Below are 16,732 nucleotides of genomic sequence, written 5' to 3'. Positions count from 1 at the left end.
TATCCCCCTCCGATTCGGACGGGGAATTTAGCCGTGCCGCCCTCGGAACGATCAAGGGCAATGGTGCATTTCCCTCCGAAACGGAGGCGGTTAATTCGTCGCTGGACTTGGCAAGGGTCACGGCTATCGTGCGCCCGCTGCCTGAGGGGGAAGTCATCATGAAGCTTGTTGCCCGGCTTGGCGTATTGGCTCTGGTGCTGGCACCGATCGGCGCAGTCACCGCATTCGGCGACAATGGCCCCCAGGTGGAAATGGCGACGCCCGGCGTCGGCGACGGCGCGATCGAGCGCTTCACCGCCCGGTTCAACGTTCCCATGGTACCGCTGGGCGACCCCCGCGCCGAATCCCCCTTCAAGGTCGAATGCCCGGTCGGCGGCCAGGGCCGCTGGGTCGACCAGCAGACCTTCGTCCATGAATTCGCCTCGCCGCTCCCCGGTGGCGTCACCTGCAAGTTCGTGCTGCGCGACGGGATCAAGAGCCTGTCGGGCTACGACCTGCAGGGCCAGAAGGAATTCACCGTCGATTCGGGCGGCCCGATCGCCCGCGCGGTGCTGCCAAACCGCTATGGCAGCGAGATCGAGGAGGACCAGGTGTTCGTCGTGGCGGCGAACCTGGCGCCCGATCGCGCCTCGGTCGGCGCCAATGCCTATTGCTCGGTGGACGGGCTGGGCGAGAAGATCCCGGTCGATGTCCTCCCCGCCGATGTCGCGCCCAAGCTGCTTGCAGATCTCGGCACCGATCGCTGGGAAGTGCAGAGCTTCCTGAGCGAGGCCGGCCTGCCCCAGTCGCTCCCCGCCAAGGCGGAGGACCGGGCCAAGTCGCTCGCCAGCGTCGTCGCGGTGAAATGCCGCCGCCCGCTGCCCGCCGGGCGCGACATGGCGCTGGTCTGGGGCAAGGACATCAAGAGCGCCTCGGGCCGCACCGCCGGCACCGACCAGCGCTTCGACTTCTCGGTGCGCAAGGAATTCAGCGCCCGCTTCGAATGCTCGCGCGTAAATCCCACTGCCGGCTGCAGCCCCGTGCAGGACGCCTGGGTGCGCTTCTCCGCGCCGATCCCCAAGGCGCAGGCGGAAGCGATCCGCATCAAGACCGCCGACGGCAAGGAACTCGCGCCGATCTTCGGCGATGACGACAAGAACAAGGCGGCGGTCGCCGACCTCAAGTTCAAGGCGCCGCTGCCGGCCGAGACCACCGCCAAGGTCGTCTTCCCCGCCAACATCACCGACGAGAGCGGCCGCAAGCTCGCCAATGCCGAGCGCTTCCCGCTCGACGTCAAGTTCGACGCGCCGCCGCCGCTGGTGAAGTTCGCCGGCAATTTCGGCATCCTCGAAGCGAAGGAAGGCGGCGTCCTTCCGGTCAGCGTCCGCAATGTCGAGCCCGATCTCCAGGGCAGCCAGATGGCGGTCAACGGCCAGAGCCTCAAGGTTGAGGGCGGCGACGGCGAGATCGCCAAGTGGTTCCGCGTGCTCGCCGATGCGGCCGAGGACAAGTCGGACGAGATCAAGCGCGGCGACGAGACCATCCGGATCAACCAGACCGGCGCCAAGCCACTGCTCACCCCCGCGGTCGGCCAGCCGCTCAAGATCGGTTTGCCTGGCAAGGGGAAGGAATTCGAGGTTGTCGGCATCCCGCTAGGCAAACCGGGCTTCTACATCGTCGAACTGGCCAGTCCGCGGCTCGGCGAGGCACTGCTCGGCCGCAAGGCGCCGCGTTACGTCGCCGCCGGCGCCCTCGTCACCAACATGAGCGTCCATTTCAAATGGGGCCGCGACCAGTCGCTGGTCTGGGTCACCGCGCTCGACAGCGGCAAGGGCGTCGGCGATGCCGAGGTGCGCGTCACCGACAGCTGCACCGGCCAGCTGCTCGCCAAGGGCAAGACCGATGCCTCGGGCCGCCTCGGCGTCCCCGCCGGCCTGCCCGAGCCCGAGACCTATTCGAGCTGCGAAAACGGCAATTCGAGCCCGCTGATGATCTCGGCGCGCAAGGCCGACGACTTCAGCTTCACGCTCACCCAGTGGGGCGACGGCATCCGGCCGTACGACTTCGACCTCAACTATGGCTGGTCGGCGCCGGAGGAGAAGTTCCACACCGTGTTCGACCGCTCGCTCGTCCGCCAGGGCGAGACGGTGCACATGAAGCACATCGTGCGCACCCCGGTGGCGGCGGGCTTCACCGCTTCGCCGGCGTTCAGCGGCACGCTGCGCCTCAGCCATCGCGGCTCGGACACCCAGTATGACCTGCCGCTCAGCATCGACCAGAACGGCGTCGGCGAGACCGAATGGACCGCGCCGCAGGGCGCCAAGATGGGCGATTACGACCTGACCGTCCTGACCAAGGACGGCGAGGGCAAGGAGCGGACGATCTGGACCGGCCAGTCGTTCAAGGTCGACGAATACAAGCTGCCGACGATGAAGGCATCGGTCGCCGGGCCCAAGGACGCCGCGGTACGCCCCTCGGCGCTGCCGCTCGACCTGTTCGTCGGCTATCTCTCCGGCGGCGGCGCGGCCAGCCTGCCGGTCGAGACGCGGATCGGCTATTTCGCCGACTTCAAGACCCCCGACGGCTATGACGGCTACACCTTCGGTGGCCGGGCGATGACCGAGGGCACCAAGCCGATGAACGGCGAGGGCGAGGACGAGCAGGTCCAGCTGCCGCCGACCCAGACCCTGCCCGCCACGCTCGGCGCCGACGGCACCAGCCGAATCAATGCCGAAGTGCCCCAGTCGCTCGAGCAGAACACCACGATGCTGGTCGAGATGGACTATCAGGATGCCAACGGCCAGGTGCTGACCTCGTCGCGGCGCATCCCGATCTTCACGTCGGCGGTGCAGCTCGGCGTCAAGAGCGACGGCTGGCTGATGAAGCAGGACGACCTGCGCCTGCGCTTCGTCGCGCTCGACACCGCGGGCAAGCCGCTCGCCAACCAGGCGATCTCGGTCGAGCTCTACAGCCGCGAGATCCTGACCGCGCGGCGCCGGTTGATCGGCGGCTTCTACGCCTATGACAACCAGATGAAGACGACCAAGCTGGGCGCCACCTGCTCGGCGACCACCGATGCGCAGGGCCTGGCGAGCTGCCAGCTGAACCCGGGTGTGTCGGGCGAAGTCTATGCCGTCGCCACCACCAAGGATGCCAATGGCAATGTCGCCCGCGCGACCAAGTCGGTGTGGCTGGTCGGCGATGACGACTGGTGGTTCGGCGGCGACAATGGCGACCGCATGGACGTCATCCCCGAGAAGCAGGAATACAAGGCGGGCGAGACCGCCAAGTTCCAGGTGCGCATGCCGTTCCGCGACGCGACCGCGCTGGTCACGGTCGAGCGCGAGGGCGTGCTCTCCAGCTTCGTCGTCGGGCTGACCGGCAAGGATCCGGTGATCGAAGTGCCGATGCCGGGCGACTATGCGCCGGACGTGTTCGTATCGGTGATGGCGGTGCGCGGACGCGTGTCCGGCTGGCAGAACTGGCGATCGAACATGGCGCGCGAATGGGGCGCGCCCTGGTCGAAGGACGGCGGCGAGCCGACCGCGACCGTGGACCTCGCCAAGCCCGCCTATCGCCTGGGCATCGCCAAGGTGAAGGTCGGCTGGGAAGGCCATAAGCTCGACGTGGCGGTGAAGGCCGACAAGCCGAGCTATGCCGCGCGCGACGTGGCCCAGGTCGATGTCACGGTGAAGAGCCCCGACGGCAAGCCCGCCGCCGCGGCCGATGTCGCCTTCGTCGCGGTGGACGAGGCGCTGCTCCAGCTCTCGCCGAATGACAGCTGGGACGTGCTGACCGCGATGATGGGCGACAGGCCCATCTCGGTGCTGACCTCGACCGCGCAGACCCAGGTGGTCGGCAAGCGCCACTATGGCAAGAAGGCGGTGGAAGCCGGCGGCGGTGGCGGCGGCGGGGACCTTTCGGGCCTCAACCGCGAGAATTTCCAGCCGGTCCTGCTCTGGAAGGGCAAGGTCGCGCTCGACGCCAATGGCCATGCCCGGGTGCCGGTGACGCTCAACGACGCGCTGACCTCGTTCAAGCTGGTTGCGGTCGCCACCTCGGGCCCGCAGCTGTTCGGCACCGGCAGCGCGAGCATCCGCTCGTCGCAGGACCTGACCATCTATGCGGGCGTGCCGCAGCTGGTGCGCACCGGCGACCAGTTCGGCGCGATGTTCACGCTGCGCAACGGCTCGAGCAAGCCGATGAAGGTGACCGCGACGGTGGCGCTGAGCCCGGCCTATGCGACCGGCAAGCCGCTGACCGTCGAGATCCCGGCGGGCGGCGCCGCGCCGGTGGTATGGAACCTCACCGCGCCGCCCAAGGACGGCAAGCTGAGCTGGACGGTCACGGCGAAGACCACCGACGGCAAGTCGAGCGACCGGATCACCGTCGCCCAGCAGGTGGCACCGGCGGTGCCGGTCGAGACCTGGGCGGCGACGCTCGGCCGGGTCGGCACCGGCACCCAGTTCGTCATCGCTCCGCCGGCGGGCGCGCTGCCCGGCTTCGGCGCGGTCGAAGTGAGCCTAACCGACAGCCTCGCCCCGCCGCTCTCCGGCGTGCGCGAATATATGTCCGACTACCCGTATAACTGCCTCGAGCAGCGCACCTCGCGGGCAATCGCGCTGGGCGACACGGGCATGTGGAACCTGATCGCCAGCGACATGCCGGCCTATCAGGACGGCGACGGGCTGCTGCGCTACTGGCCGGGCGACTGGCCCGGCTCGGAAGCGCTGACCGCCTATATCCTTTCGGCCAGCGGCGAGGCGGGCCTGCCGCTGCCCGAAGGCCCCAAGGCCAAGATGCTCGAGGCGATGAAGGCCGTGCTCGACGGGCGGCTTCGTCATGAGGATTATGGCGATGTCCGCCTGCAGCGCGTCGCGGCCTTCACAGCGCTGGCGCGGCAGGGCGCGGCGACCTCGGCGATGCTCGGCCAGATCGGCATGGCGCCGGCCGAAATGCCGACCGCGACGCTCTCCGACTATGCGATGGCGCTCGGCAAGGTGCAGGGCCTGGCCAATGGCCAGCAGCTCCGCGTCAATGCCGAGCAGGAGCTGCGCAAGCGCCTGGTCTATGAGGGCACCCGCGTCGATATCTCCGACAAGGGCCATATGGCCTGGTGGCTGATGTCGTCGGACGACGAAGCGGCGATCAAGGCACTGCTCGCCACGCTCGGCCGCCCCGGCTGGGAGAATGACTCGGCCAAGCTGATGGTCGGCATCGCATCCCGCCAGCAGCGCGGGCATTGGGACACCACCACCGCCAATGCCTGGGGCACGATCCTGGCGCGGCGCTTCATGGGGCTCTATCCGGCCGAAGCGATCGCGGGCGTCACCACGGCGAGCTTCTCGAGCTTCAGCCCGGTGAGCCTCAGCTGGCCGCTGGCCGAGCAGCAGCGCCAGTTCAGCTTCCCGCTGCCTGCCGCAACCACGCCGCTGGTGCTGAACCAGTCGGGTGGTTCGGGCCCCTGGGCGTTCGTCCGGGTGAAGGCGGCGGTGCCGCTCACCCAGCCGCTGATGGCCGGCTACAAGGCGACCAAGAAGGTCGAGGCGGTCAAGCAGGCGGTGCCCGGCAGCTGGTCGCGCGGCGACGTGGTCAAGGTGACGATCAGCGTCGAGGCCTCGGCCGAGCGCAACTGGGTGGTGGTCAACGATCCGATCCCGGCGGGCGCGACGATCGTCGGCAATCTCGGCGGCCAGTCCGAGATGCTCGCCAAGGACGCCGGCACCAGCGAAGGCGTCTCGCCCAGCTATATCGAGCGCGGCAATGACAGCTGGCGCGCCTTTTACGGCTGGGTGCCGCGCGGCAGCTTCACCGTGTCCTACGTGATGCGGCTGGATGCGGCGGGCAGGTTCAACCTGCCCTCCACCCGGATCGAGGCGATGTATTCGCCCGAGATCCGCGCGCAGCTGCCCAATGCCGTGATGACCGTGGCGCAGCGGTGACGGCGAAGGAGGCTTTCGACCACCTCCTCGCCTTCGCCCGCCGCTGGACGAAGCGCATCGATGATGCGCCCGAGGCGCTGCATGCCTGGGCGGGCCGCGAGCGGGCGGCGTGGAAGGAAAGCGGGTGGCGCGGAATCGTCACGCCGCCTCGCGTCACCGGCACGCTGCTCACGCTGCTGCTGGCCGGCTCGGCCGGCTTCTGGTGGGTGACGCGCCCGCCCGCGCTGCCCGATTACGGTGCCGTCCGCGCCGGCTGGCATCCGTCCGAGGCCTGGCTCTACGATCGGCACGGCGTGCTGATCGATTCGAGCCGCGTCGATTTTCAGGCCCGGCGTCTCGCCTGGACCCGGCTCAACGACATATCCCCGGTGGCCCGCGACATCCTTGTCGCCGCCGAGGACCGGCGCTTCCGCGAGCATGGCGGCGTCGACTGGATGGCGCTGAGCGGCGCGGCGCGCGACCGGATCGAAGGCAAGCGCGGACGCGGCGCCTCGACCTTGTCGATGCAGGTCGCCGCCTATCTCGCGCCGGATCTCGCCGCGCCCGGCAGCCGCGGGATGCGCGAGAAATTGCGCCAGATGCGCGCGGCATGGTCCCTCGAATCGCGCTGGACCAAGGACCAGATCCTCGAGGCCTATCTCAACCTGGCCGGGTTCCGCGGCGAGGCGCAGGGGATCGGCGCCGCCGCGCTCGGCCTGTTCGGCAAGACCCCGGCGACGCTCACCCGCGACGACGCGCTGCTGCTCGCGGCGCTGCTGCCCAATCCGCAGGCCAGCCCAAGCGAAGTCGCCCGGCGTGCCTGTGCGCTCAGCCGCGACCAGGATTGCACGCGCTTCGCCGGTGCCGCCGCCTCGATGCTCGGCCCGGCGCGCAGCCTCGCGCTCGATCCCGGGCTCGCCCCGCATCTCTCCGCCGCCTTGCTGACCAAGCCGGGCGCCAGGATCACCACCACGCTCGATGCCCGCATCCAGCGCGTCGCGATCACGGCGCTCAAGCGCCAGCTCCAGGGGCTGGGCGGCAGCCGTGCCCGCGACGGCGCGGTGGTGGTGGTGGACAATCAGAGCGGCGACGTGCTGGCCTATGTCGGCGGGATCGGCGGCGAGAGCACCGCGCCCGCGGTGGACGGCGCCTCTTCCTATCGACAGGCCGGATCGACGCTGAAGCCGTTCCTCTACGCGATGGGCATCGAGAAGGGCTATCTCACCGCCGCCTCGATCCTCGACGATTCGCCGGTCCAGCTCGACACCGCCTCGGGCCTCTATGTCCCGCAGAATTACGACAAGGCGTTCAAGGGCCCTGTCTCCGCGCGCATCGCGCTGGCTGGGTCGCTCAACGTTCCGGCGGTGCGCACGCTGCTGCTCACCGGCGTCGATGCGTTTCGCGACCGGCTATGGGACACCGGCTATCGCGGGCTGGTCGAGGACGGTCAGTACTATGGCTATTCGCTGGCGCTCGGCTCGGCCGAAGTGACGCTGATGGAGCAGGTCGCCGCCTATCGCAGCCTCGCGCTCGAAGGCCGGTGGAGTCCGCTGCGGCTGACGCTGGACGCGAAGACCGACGCGCTTCGCCGCACCACCAGCCCCCAGGCCGCCTGGATCGTCGCGGACATGCTGGCCGACCCCAATGCGCGGGCCGGCACCTTCGGCGTCGATTCGGCGCTGCGCCTGCCCTTCTGGGCAGCGGTGAAGACCGGCACATCAAAGGCGATGCGCGACAATTGGTGCGTCGGCTTCACCGATCGCTTCACCGTGGGCGTGTGGGTCGGCAATCTCGAGGGCGATCCGATGCGCGCGGTATCGGGCACCAGCGGCGCGGCGCCGGTGTGGCGCGACGTGATGCTGGCGCTCAACGAAGCCGATCCCGGCAAGGCGCCGCCGCGTCCTGAGGGCGTGGAGGAACGCCAGATCCGCTTCGCCGCCGGCATGGAGCAGCCGCGCCGCGAGTATTTCCTGAAAGGGACGGGCATGGACCGCATCGCCTATGCCCCCGCCGAATCGCGACGGCCGCGCATCACCAATCCGGTGGCGGGCAGCGTCTATGCGCTCGATCCCGATATCCCGGTGGACAATCAGCGGCTGGCGATTTCGGTATCCGGCCAGGCGCTTGGCCACCGGCTGATCCTCGACAAGCGCGACCTGGGCACTGCCGATTCGAGGCCCCTGATCCTGGCGCCGCCGGGCAAGCATCGCCTCGCGCTGGTCGACCTCGACGGCAAGGTGATCGACCAGGTGCTGTTCACCATAAGATAGCGCGAAAACGGGTGAACGGTTCGGGAGCGAAACGCTGGTTTGTGCGTTTCACCCGGCGGTCCCAACCCCTTTCGGGGCCGTGTCTACGGGCACCGGCCGCGCGGCCTGAAAGGGCAGCGCGGCCGAAGCCTTTGATCTGGCGCGATTACCAGTAGAAGCTCGGGATCGTGCGGATCACAATGCCGCGACGGGTGTCGATCAACAGCACGTCGTTATAGTGGCGCACCCAGCTCTGGTAGCGGCCGGCGCGCGGCAGGTGATAGCGCCACGGATCGGCGATCACATAGCGCGGGCCGTAATAGCTCGGCCCGATCCGGCCGCCGACGCGGAACGAAGTGTAGCGGAACGGCGCGTTCCAGTTACCGCGGCCATAGAGCGCGCGGTTGCGGTCGCGGTTGAAGCGCCAGTCGTCGCGGCCCCAGGCGCGGTCACGGTCGCGCAGGTCCTCGCGATATTCGCGGTGCGCATCACGCACGTCGCGGCGCTCGTCCCGGATGTCGCGGCGATCACCGCGGCGCTGGGCGTCGCGCAGCTCGCGCTCCTCGTGGCGGATGTCCTGTCGGTCGCGGCGCAGTTCCTGGCGCGACTGGGCGCTGGCCGCGCTCGGGATCGCCACTGCGGGCAGCGCGACGGCGGCGAGCAGCAGGGCGGTTGTGAACTTCTTCATGTCTTCCTCCAAACCACTGTCCGGACTTGTTTTCCGGTAGAGCGCCTGTTTGGAGCAGCCACGCTGAACGGCCCGGGAACGGGGTCGTCAGCGAAATGAAAGGCTGGAAAAGCTGGCCCGGAGACTAGGGGCCGTTGCCGCCGCCGCCGCCCGGACCGCCGGTGCCCGGCGCGCCGACCGTGCCGATATTGCCGAACAGATCCTCGAAGAAGCCGCGCTTGTGGCCCAGCGTCGGGGTGGTCTTGCCGTACGGATCGACCGAGGCGATCAGCTCCTTGCCCATGCGATCGACCGCCGCGACATTGCCCTTCGCATCGAAGGTGATGCGCAGCGTCGTCTGGTCCTTGGCCTTGAGCGACTGGTAGCCGAGGTTCGCGCTCTGGCGGGAGATGTAATACCACTCGCCTTCGTTGAACTGGCTGGTGAAGGTCGGACGGCCGAGCGTCTGGAGCACCGATTCGCGCGTGTCGATGCCGGGCTGCACCGAATCGACCAGTTCCTTGTCGATGATATAGCCCTGGTGCGTGCGCACGGGCACGCAGGCGGTGGTGCCAAGCGCGGCTGCCAGCAGGGCGGCGCCAAGCGCACGGGCGGGAATCGGCATTCTGGTCTCCAGGCAAACGCGTACCGGCGCCCGATGCACTTGGTTGCATCGCGGGCCGTTCGCCTCAATATGCGGCAAAATGCGGCCAAACAAGGTCGCGACCCCATATTGCCAGAACCATAGCAGGACCGAACCGGCACATGCGCTTGCTCAAGCAGCTTTTCCAGGCGCCCGACCGCGGCACCGCCCCCCTTCTCTACGCCGCGATCGTCGCGCGCGGCCGCCAGCCCCATTGGTATGAGGCGGGCGCGGTGCCCGACACGATCGACGGCCGGTTCGACATGATCGCCGCGGTGATGAGCCTCGTCCTCCTGCGCCTCGAGCAGGACGAGGCGGCGGTGCCGTTCAGCACCCATCTCACCGAAGTGTTCATCGACGACATGGACGGGCAACTCCGCCAGATCGGCATCGGCGACATCGTCGTCGGCAAGCATGTCGGCAAGATGATGGGTATGCTCGGCGGGCGCCTGGGCGCCTATCGGACCGCGCTGGCGGACGACACGCTGGGCGACGCGCTGGTGCGCAACCTCTATCGCGGCGAGGCGCCCGGGCCGCAGGCGCTCGCCCATGTCGAGAACGAGCTCCGCGCGCTGCATGCGAAGCTGGGCGACACCCCGATCGCGACCTTGCTCGCCGGAGACCTCGCATGATCCAGAGCGAATTCAACCGCCCCCAGCGGCTCGACACGATCGGCGCCGGCGAGAGCCAGGTCCAGGTGCAGGCCGAGCCGAACGAGCGGATCGCGCTGGCCGAGCGGTTCGGCCTCAAGTCGATCGACAGCCTGGCCGCCGACTATCGCATCCGCCGCGACGCGCAGGGCATCATCGCCACCGGCCACCTTTCGGCCAGGGTCGTCCAGGCCTGCGTGATCACCGACGAGCCGGTACCCGCGAAGATCGAGGAGGATTTCGCGATCCGCTTCCTCCCCGAGAGCGACGGCGATGCCGGCGAGGAAGAAATGGAGCTGAGCGAGGACGAGTGCGACATCGTCTTCTATTCGGGCGGCGCGATCGACCTGGGCGAGGCTGCGGCGGAAACGCTGGCGCTGGCACTCGATCCCTATCCGCGCAGCGCCAGCGCCGAGGCGGCGCTGCGCGACGCCGGGGTTATCAGCGAGGAAGAGGCAAAGCGCCTGGCCGAGGAAAGCGGCCCATTCGGCGGGCTTGCCGGGCTACGGGACAAGCTGGGCAAGGGCTGATGCGCGGCGCTATTTGATACGCTGCAGTTCCCCGGCGAAGGCCGGGGCCCAGCGTTTCCGTGCCGTCTCGCTCGTGACTATGGACCCCGGCTTTCGCCGGGGAACAGCCAGGAACTCGCAGGCGATATAGTCAGGCGTGCCCCACCACATGCAGATGCGGCGCGCGGCTGTTTACCCACACCTCTTCGCGCGCCACCGGCGACCAGGGCAGCCAGCGGAACCAGGTGTAGATCGTCCGCCACACCGCATCCTCGCCATTCCCTTCGGCGCGCTGGAGCAATGTCTTGTAGGGGCGCGCCGCGCGCGGCCAGTAGAACAGGTGCAGGCGGATCTCCCCCTCGACCAGCCCGTCGAACGTCTCGATGAACTTGGTCTCCGCGTCGGCATCGGCGTCGAGATGGAATTCGGCGGTGAACAGATCGCTGCGGATCATCAGCAGGTCGCGCGACCAGACCAGCTTGAGCGCGATGCGCAGCCCATATTGGACGGGCAGCTCGAGCGCGAGATAGTCCGGGCCGGCATCGGCGCCGCGCATGCGCAGCGCATGCCGTTCGGCCAGCACCGTGAACAGCGCCCGTGCCCGCGCAACATGCCAGTCGCTGAAATCCATGCCCCCTAGATGCGGTACCGATGGCCGCACCGCAATGGTACGCGCCTTGCGTTATCGTATTAGCCGAGCAATACACCGTGCCTAAACCGCGATCCGGGGAAAACATCTTGGGAAAATCCGCCCGCCTGCCCTTCAGCGTCCTGCTGGTGGTTGCGATACTGGTCCTGTCGCAGCAGGTGCGCGATCTCGCCAGGGCGATCGGCCACCCGATCCCGGCGCTCAAGATCCCCTATGGCGGCGCGATCCTCGACAATGGGCTCGCCGTGCTGATCGTGCTGGTCGCGGGCCTGCTGATGCTGCGCGGAGCCGGACTGTTCGACCGGATGGGCCTGCGGTCGAACGGCTGGCGCGGACCGGTCCTGGTCGCGGTGGCGACGATCCCCGCCTGGGTGGGGCTCTTCATGCTCGGCGGGCTGTCGCATGACTGGCGCTGGCTCGATCTGGCGATGCTCGCCCTCGCCTTCCCGCTGGCCGAGGAGATCGTGTTCCGCGGCTTCGGCTTCCTCTTCACCCACCGCGCGCTCGGCTGGCCGCTATGGCTCGCGGTCGGCGCGCAGGCGCTGCTGTTCGGCCTGGTCCATTGGTGGGGCATGGGCGGACCGGCGGGTGGCGACATGGCACTGCAGGTGCTGATGATCACCGGCATCGGCGGCGTGGTGATGGCATTGCTCGACCGGCTCGACGGCAACACGATCTGGAGCGGGCTGCTGCTCCATGTCTCGCTCAACGCGGCGTGGAACGTCTTCAAGGTGCCCGACGAAGCGATGTTCGGCTGGACCGGCAATGCGCTGCGCATCGGCGCCGCGGTGCTCGCGCTGCTGCTGGTCTGGGGTTTTGGCTCGACGACACGCGGGCGGCGCTAGATTTCTTGCCGTCATCCCCGCGCAGGCGGGGATGACAGGAATAGCCGGCCGGATCCGCCCTACGCCCCAGTCCCGATCCCGCGCGCCAGCATCTGCGCGACGATATCGGCGATCGCCTCGGGATCCACGTCCTCCTGCCACACGCTGTAGCGCAGGCCGAGGAACACGTTCATCCCCATGATCGCCCAGGCATGGACCTCGTTGACGTCCTCGCGCACCTCGCCGCGCGCCGCCGCCGCCTGGAGCCGCTTGGCGATGCGCTCGGCCGTGCTCGCATAATGGAGCCGGAAGCTCTCGGGATCGACGAACTCGGCTTCGTCGATGATCCGATAGATCTCCTTGTGCGCCCGGGCGAAGCGGATGAAGGCGAGCAGCGCCGCCTGCTCCGCCGCGATCTGGCCGCCGGTCGCGCCCTTGATCGCCGGGGCGACATGCTCGCGCACCTGGTCGCTCATGTCGCGCACCAGCGCGCGGAACACGTCGTCCTTCGAATCGAAATAGGTGTAGAAGCTGCCCAGCGCGACGCCGGCCCGCCTTGTGATCCCGCTGATCGAGCCTTCGTGGAATCCCTTGGCGCCGAACTCCTCCGCCGCCGCATCCAGGATCAGGCGCAAGGTGCGCCGCCCGCGCGCGGTGCGCGGTTCCTTGCCGGCGCTCGCTTCGCTGCCGCCGATTCCCGGTGCTGTGGCGCTCATGCCACGCCCCTCCGCCATTCTGGTTCCTCTTCCCATTTATCCAAGTTGAAACCCGGTTCAGGTTTCAGTATAGCCTCGGACGACCACGTGCAACCCGCGTTGAATGACGGGTTAGACTGATGGGGAGGAAGTCTGGATGTCACGCCTGAATTGTGCCCGTTCGATTCTGTTCGCGGGCGCTGCGCTCGCCGCACTCACCACCAATTCCGCCTTCGCGCAGGAAGCTGCCGCGCCGGCCGCGCCCGAGGCGCAGGATAGCGCACTCGACAATACCGGCGAAATCGTCGTCACGGCCCGCCGCCGCGAGGAGAAGCTGCTCGACGTGCCGACCGCGGTCACCGCGCTCACCTCGGCCCAGCTCGACCAGGCCGGTGCGGTGGATCTCACCGATCTCCAGATCGCGTCGCCGAACACCACGCTGAAGGATGCGCGCGGCACCAACTCGACGCTTGCCGCCTTCATCCGCGGCGTCGGCCAGCAGGATCCGGTCCCGGGCTTCGAGGCCGGCATCGGCATCTATCTCGACGACGTCTATCTCAACCGCCCCCAGGCATCGGTGCTCGACATCTATGACGTGGAGCGGATCGAAGTGCTGCGCGGCCCGCAGGGCACGCTCTATGGTCGCAACACGATCGGCGGCGCGGTGAAATATGTCACCAAGAAGCTCGACGATCGCCCGACGGTGTCGGTGCGCGGCAATTACGGCTCGTACAACCAGGCCGATGTGATCGTCAGCGCATCGACCCCGATCGGCTCGATGTTCAAGATCGGTTTCTCCGGCGCCCGCCTCACCCGCGATGGCTTCGGAGAGAACCGCAATCTCCATATCGAGAACTACAACAAGAATGTCTGGGCCGCGCGCGGCACGCTCGAGTTCGAGACGCCGGACAGCCGCATGTCGATCCGCATCACCGGCGACTATACCCATGACAAGTCGAACGCGCGCAACGGCCACCGCCTGTTCGCCGGCCTGCTCACCGGCTCGCCGGTGCTGTCCAATGTCTATGACACCAATGCGGGCCTCGCGAACCCGAAGAACGATGTCGAGGCCGGCGGCATCTCGATGACGATCAACGCCGATGTGAGCGACCACATCACGCTGCGCAGCATCAGCGCGTACCGCGAGGACACCTCCTGGACGCCGATCGACTTCGATTCGACCCCGTCGGTCGATGTCGACGTGCCCGCCTATTACAAGAACAACCAGACCAGCCAGGAATTCCAGGCGCTGATCCATGGCGATAAGCTCAACGGCATTGTCGGCTTCTACTATCTGGGCGCCAAGGCGACGACGGGCTTCGGCGTGCTGCTGTCGACCACGCTGCCGGGCTTCAACGCCTATACCGCCGGTGATGTGCGCACCGAGACCAGCTCGATCTATGGCGACTTCACCTTCGACTTCACCCCGCAGCTGAGCCTGACGCTCGGCGGCCGCTACACCTGGGATCAGCGCAAGAGCTATGTCTTCAAGGCGAGCTATCTCGGCCTGACCCCGGATTTCGGCGGCACCCCGGTGCCGGTGGGTGCGCCTTCCACCGATTTCCGCGGCACCGCCAATTTCAAGCGCTTCACCCCGCGCGCGACGCTCAGCTTCAAGCCGAGCGCGGACCACATGGTCTATGCCTCCTATTCGGAAGGCTTCAAGGGCGGCGGCTTCGATCCGCGCGGCTCGGGCACCTCGGCACCGATCAGCAATCCCTCGGCCGGGCGCACCTATCTCGACATCTACAACTATCTCTCCTTCGATCCGGAAACGGTGAAGAGCTATGAAGTGGGCTGGAAGGGCGCGGCGTTCGATCGTCGCCTGAACTGGTCGCTCGCCGGCTTCTATTCGGACTATTCCAACGTCCAGATCCCGGGCTCGGTCGGCTGCCTGATCAACAACGTCCAGAGCTTCTGCGGCATCACCACCAACGCGGCGAAGGCCGACATCAAGGGCATCGAGCTCGAGACCAACGCCGTGCTGGCGCGCGGCTTTGCCGGCCCGGGCTCGAGCTTCTTCTTCAACGGCGCGCTCGGCTATATCGACGCCAAGTACAAGCGCTTCATCGGCCCGACCGGCGTCGATGTCTCGGCGGTCCGCGTCTTCCAGAACACGCCGGACTGGACGCTGGCCGGCACGCTCGGCGCCACGCTGCCGGTGGCGAGCGGCGATCTCTCGGCGACCACCACCGTGTCCTATCGCGGCCTGACCCACCAGTTCGAGACGGCCAGCCCGTTCCTCGACCAGCCGGGCTACACGCTGCTCGACGCGCACCTCGTCTACACCTTCGGCGACGGGCGCTATTCGATCGGCATCCACGGCAAGAACCTGACCAATGTCCACTACAAGACCGCCGGCTATCAGTATATCAGCAGCCGGATCGACGGCACGCCGATCCTGACCCCGGCGGGCGGCTACACGCCGACCCTGGGCAAGGAAGGCGTCGCCACGGCCTTCTACGGCAATCCGCGCCAGATCTTCGGGTCGTTCAGCCTCAAATTCTGAGTATGGTGCACTGCACCTAAATTACCGAGCCGGGCGTCCCTTGACGTCCGGCTCTTTTGATGTCGAGGTACGGCCATGAACGCTTCCGCTTCAAACCCCGCGACCCGCCCCGGCTATCGCGGCGTGGTGCTGGCGATGCTCCTGCTCGTCTACACCTTCAACTTCCTCGATCGGCAGATCCTCGGCATCCTCGCCAAGCCGATCATGGAGGACCTGCACCTCACCCGCACCGAATTCGGCGCGATCGGCGGGCTCGCCTTCGCGGTGCTCTATTCGGTGCTCGGCGTGCCGCTCGCCTATCTCGCCGACCGCACCAGCCGTTCGGGGGTGATCGCCGGGGCGCTGGCAGTGTGGAGCCTGTTCACCGGGCTGTGCGGGGTCGCCACCGGCTATTGGCAGCTCTTCCTGTTCCGCCTCGGTGTCGGCGTCGGCGAGGCAGGCGGCGTCGCGCCTTCCTATGCGGTGATCGCCGATTACTTCCCGCCCGAGAAGCGCGCGCGCGCGCTCGCCATCTATTCGCTCGGCATCCCGATCGGCCTGGCGCTCGGCACCCTGCTCGGCGCCTATATCGCCGCCCTGGTCGACTGGCGCGCGGCGTTCATCACCATGGGCGTGATCGGCATCCTGATCGCGCCGATATTCCGCTGGGTGGTCCGCGACGTGCCCCGGCCCGCCGTCGCCAGGGGCGACGCCGCCCCGGTGAGCGCGGTGTTCGGCATCCTCGCCGGCAAGCCCGCCTTCTGGCTGCTCGCCTTCGGCGCCTCGTGCAGCTCGCTGTGCGGCTATGGCCTGGCGCTGTGGACGCCGCTGGTGCTGATGGGCAATTTCGGCTTCGACCTGGTGACCACCGGCCAGTTCATGGCCTCGCTGCTGCTGATCGGCGGCACCGCGGGCGTGTTCGCCGGCGGCTGGTTCGCCGACCGGCTCGGCAAGGGCGACCGCGCCTGGTACGCTTGGCTGCCCGCGATCGCCTGGCTGATCACCGCGCCGCTGTTCGCGATCGGCTTCCTCACCTCCAACCCCTGGATCGCCTGGCCGCTGCTGGTGATTCCCAACGGGCTCAACATCCTGTGGCTCGGCCCGGTAACCACCGCCGTGCAGCACATGGTGCCGCAGCACATGCGCGCCACCGCGTCGGGCAGCTTCCTGATGATCAACAACCTGATCGGCATGGGCCTCGGCCCGCTGCTGATGGGCTTCCTCGGCGAAGAGCTGAAGGCCAGCTACGGCGCCGAGGCGCTGCGCTACGGCGCGGTGTTCTGCCTCGGCTTCTACGTGCTCGCCGGCATCCTCGCGCTGTTCGCGGCCAAGCATGTCCGCAGCGGCTGGGTGGAGCAGACGGCCTAGGTAGTTTCCCGACTCGGCGCTTTCCTGAATCGCGAACGAGTCGCAAATCGGCGAAAAGCAACGCGCGTTCCGAGGGGAAGCCTTACCGGG

General features: G+C 68.0%; 11 protein-coding genes. 7 read left to right on the top strand and 4 right to left on the bottom strand.

Annotation, left to right across the window (positions count from 1 at the left end):
* The first annotated feature begins 158 nt into the window (after window positions 1-158).
* Window positions 159-5,921, top strand: coding sequence for an alpha-2-macroglobulin family protein (locus tag O3305_RS16310; RefSeq protein WP_269573470.1), 5,763 nt, complete (start codon window positions 159-161; stop codon window positions 5,919-5,921).
* A gap of 164 nt (window positions 5,922-6,085) precedes the next feature.
* A complete protein-coding gene (pbpC, locus tag O3305_RS16305; RefSeq protein WP_269576542.1) occupies window positions 6,086-8,170 on the top strand; it encodes a penicillin-binding protein 1C in 2,085 nt (694 codons plus the stop codon).
* A gap of 145 nt (window positions 8,171-8,315) precedes the next feature.
* Here pbpC and O3305_RS16300 read toward each other — a convergent pair whose 3' ends face one another.
* Together O3305_RS16300 and O3305_RS16295 are read right to left on the bottom strand one after the other, a co-directional pair.
* Window positions 8,316-8,837 (bottom strand): RcnB family protein, encoded by a 522-nt coding sequence (locus O3305_RS16300; protein WP_269573469.1) that lies wholly within the window; start codon window positions 8,835-8,837, stop codon window positions 8,316-8,318.
* Between the two features lie 124 nt (window positions 8,838-8,961).
* The gene (locus O3305_RS16295; protein WP_269573468.1) at window positions 8,962-9,441 is read right to left on the bottom strand and encodes an outer membrane protein assembly factor BamE; all 480 of its coding nucleotides are present in this window, start codon (window positions 9,439-9,441) and stop codon (window positions 8,962-8,964) included.
* A gap of 140 nt (window positions 9,442-9,581) precedes the next feature.
* On the opposite strand from O3305_RS16295, the gene O3305_RS16290 reads away from it, so the two are divergent.
* Complete coding sequence (locus O3305_RS16290) at window positions 9,582-10,091, top strand: ubiquinol-cytochrome C chaperone family protein (protein ID WP_269573467.1); 510 nt, start codon at window positions 9,582-9,584, stop codon at window positions 10,089-10,091.
* Entirely contained in the window at window positions 10,088-10,639 is a 552-nt protein-coding gene (locus tag O3305_RS16285) for a YceD family protein (RefSeq protein ID WP_269573466.1), read from the top strand. The genes O3305_RS16290 and O3305_RS16285 overlap by 4 nt, the downstream gene beginning before the upstream one ends.
* A gap of 130 nt (window positions 10,640-10,769) precedes the next feature.
* Here the strand turns inward: O3305_RS16285 and O3305_RS16280 are convergent, their stop codons facing one another.
* On the bottom strand, window positions 10,770-11,249 hold the full coding sequence (locus O3305_RS16280; RefSeq protein ID WP_269573465.1) for a hypothetical protein: 480 nt from the start codon (window positions 11,247-11,249) through the stop codon (window positions 10,770-10,772).
* A gap of 107 nt (window positions 11,250-11,356) precedes the next feature.
* On the opposite strand from O3305_RS16280, the gene O3305_RS16275 reads away from it, so the two are divergent.
* Window positions 11,357-12,112: a CPBP family intramembrane glutamic endopeptidase gene (locus O3305_RS16275; RefSeq protein WP_269573464.1), complete on the top strand. Its 756-nt coding sequence runs from the start codon at window positions 11,357-11,359 to the stop codon at window positions 12,110-12,112.
* A gap of 59 nt (window positions 12,113-12,171) precedes the next feature.
* On the opposite strand, the gene O3305_RS16270 is transcribed toward O3305_RS16275, so the two are convergent.
* Entirely contained in the window at window positions 12,172-12,807 is a 636-nt protein-coding gene (locus O3305_RS16270) for a TetR/AcrR family transcriptional regulator (RefSeq protein ID WP_269573463.1), read from the bottom strand.
* Window positions 12,808-12,943: 136 nt separating this feature from the next.
* Between O3305_RS16270 and O3305_RS16265 the strand changes: the two genes are divergently transcribed.
* Together O3305_RS16265 and O3305_RS16260 are read left to right on the top strand one after the other, a co-directional pair.
* Window positions 12,944-15,295, top strand: a complete 2,352-nt coding sequence (locus O3305_RS16265) for a TonB-dependent receptor (RefSeq protein ID WP_269573462.1) — start codon at window positions 12,944-12,946, stop codon at window positions 15,293-15,295.
* Between the two features lie 75 nt (window positions 15,296-15,370).
* A complete protein-coding gene (locus tag O3305_RS16260) occupies window positions 15,371-16,642 on the top strand; it encodes a spinster family MFS transporter (RefSeq protein WP_269573461.1) in 1,272 nt (423 codons plus the stop codon).
* Window positions 16,643-16,732: the final 90 nt, after the last annotated feature.

The organism is Sphingomonas sp. NIBR02145, assembly GCF_027359115.1.
Classification (GTDB): Bacteria; Pseudomonadota; Alphaproteobacteria; order Sphingomonadales; family Sphingomonadaceae; genus Sphingomonas; species Sphingomonas kyeonggiensis_A.
The sequence above is the reverse complement of the archived record's forward strand: the minus strand, read 5'-3'. Positions and strand labels throughout refer to the sequence as shown.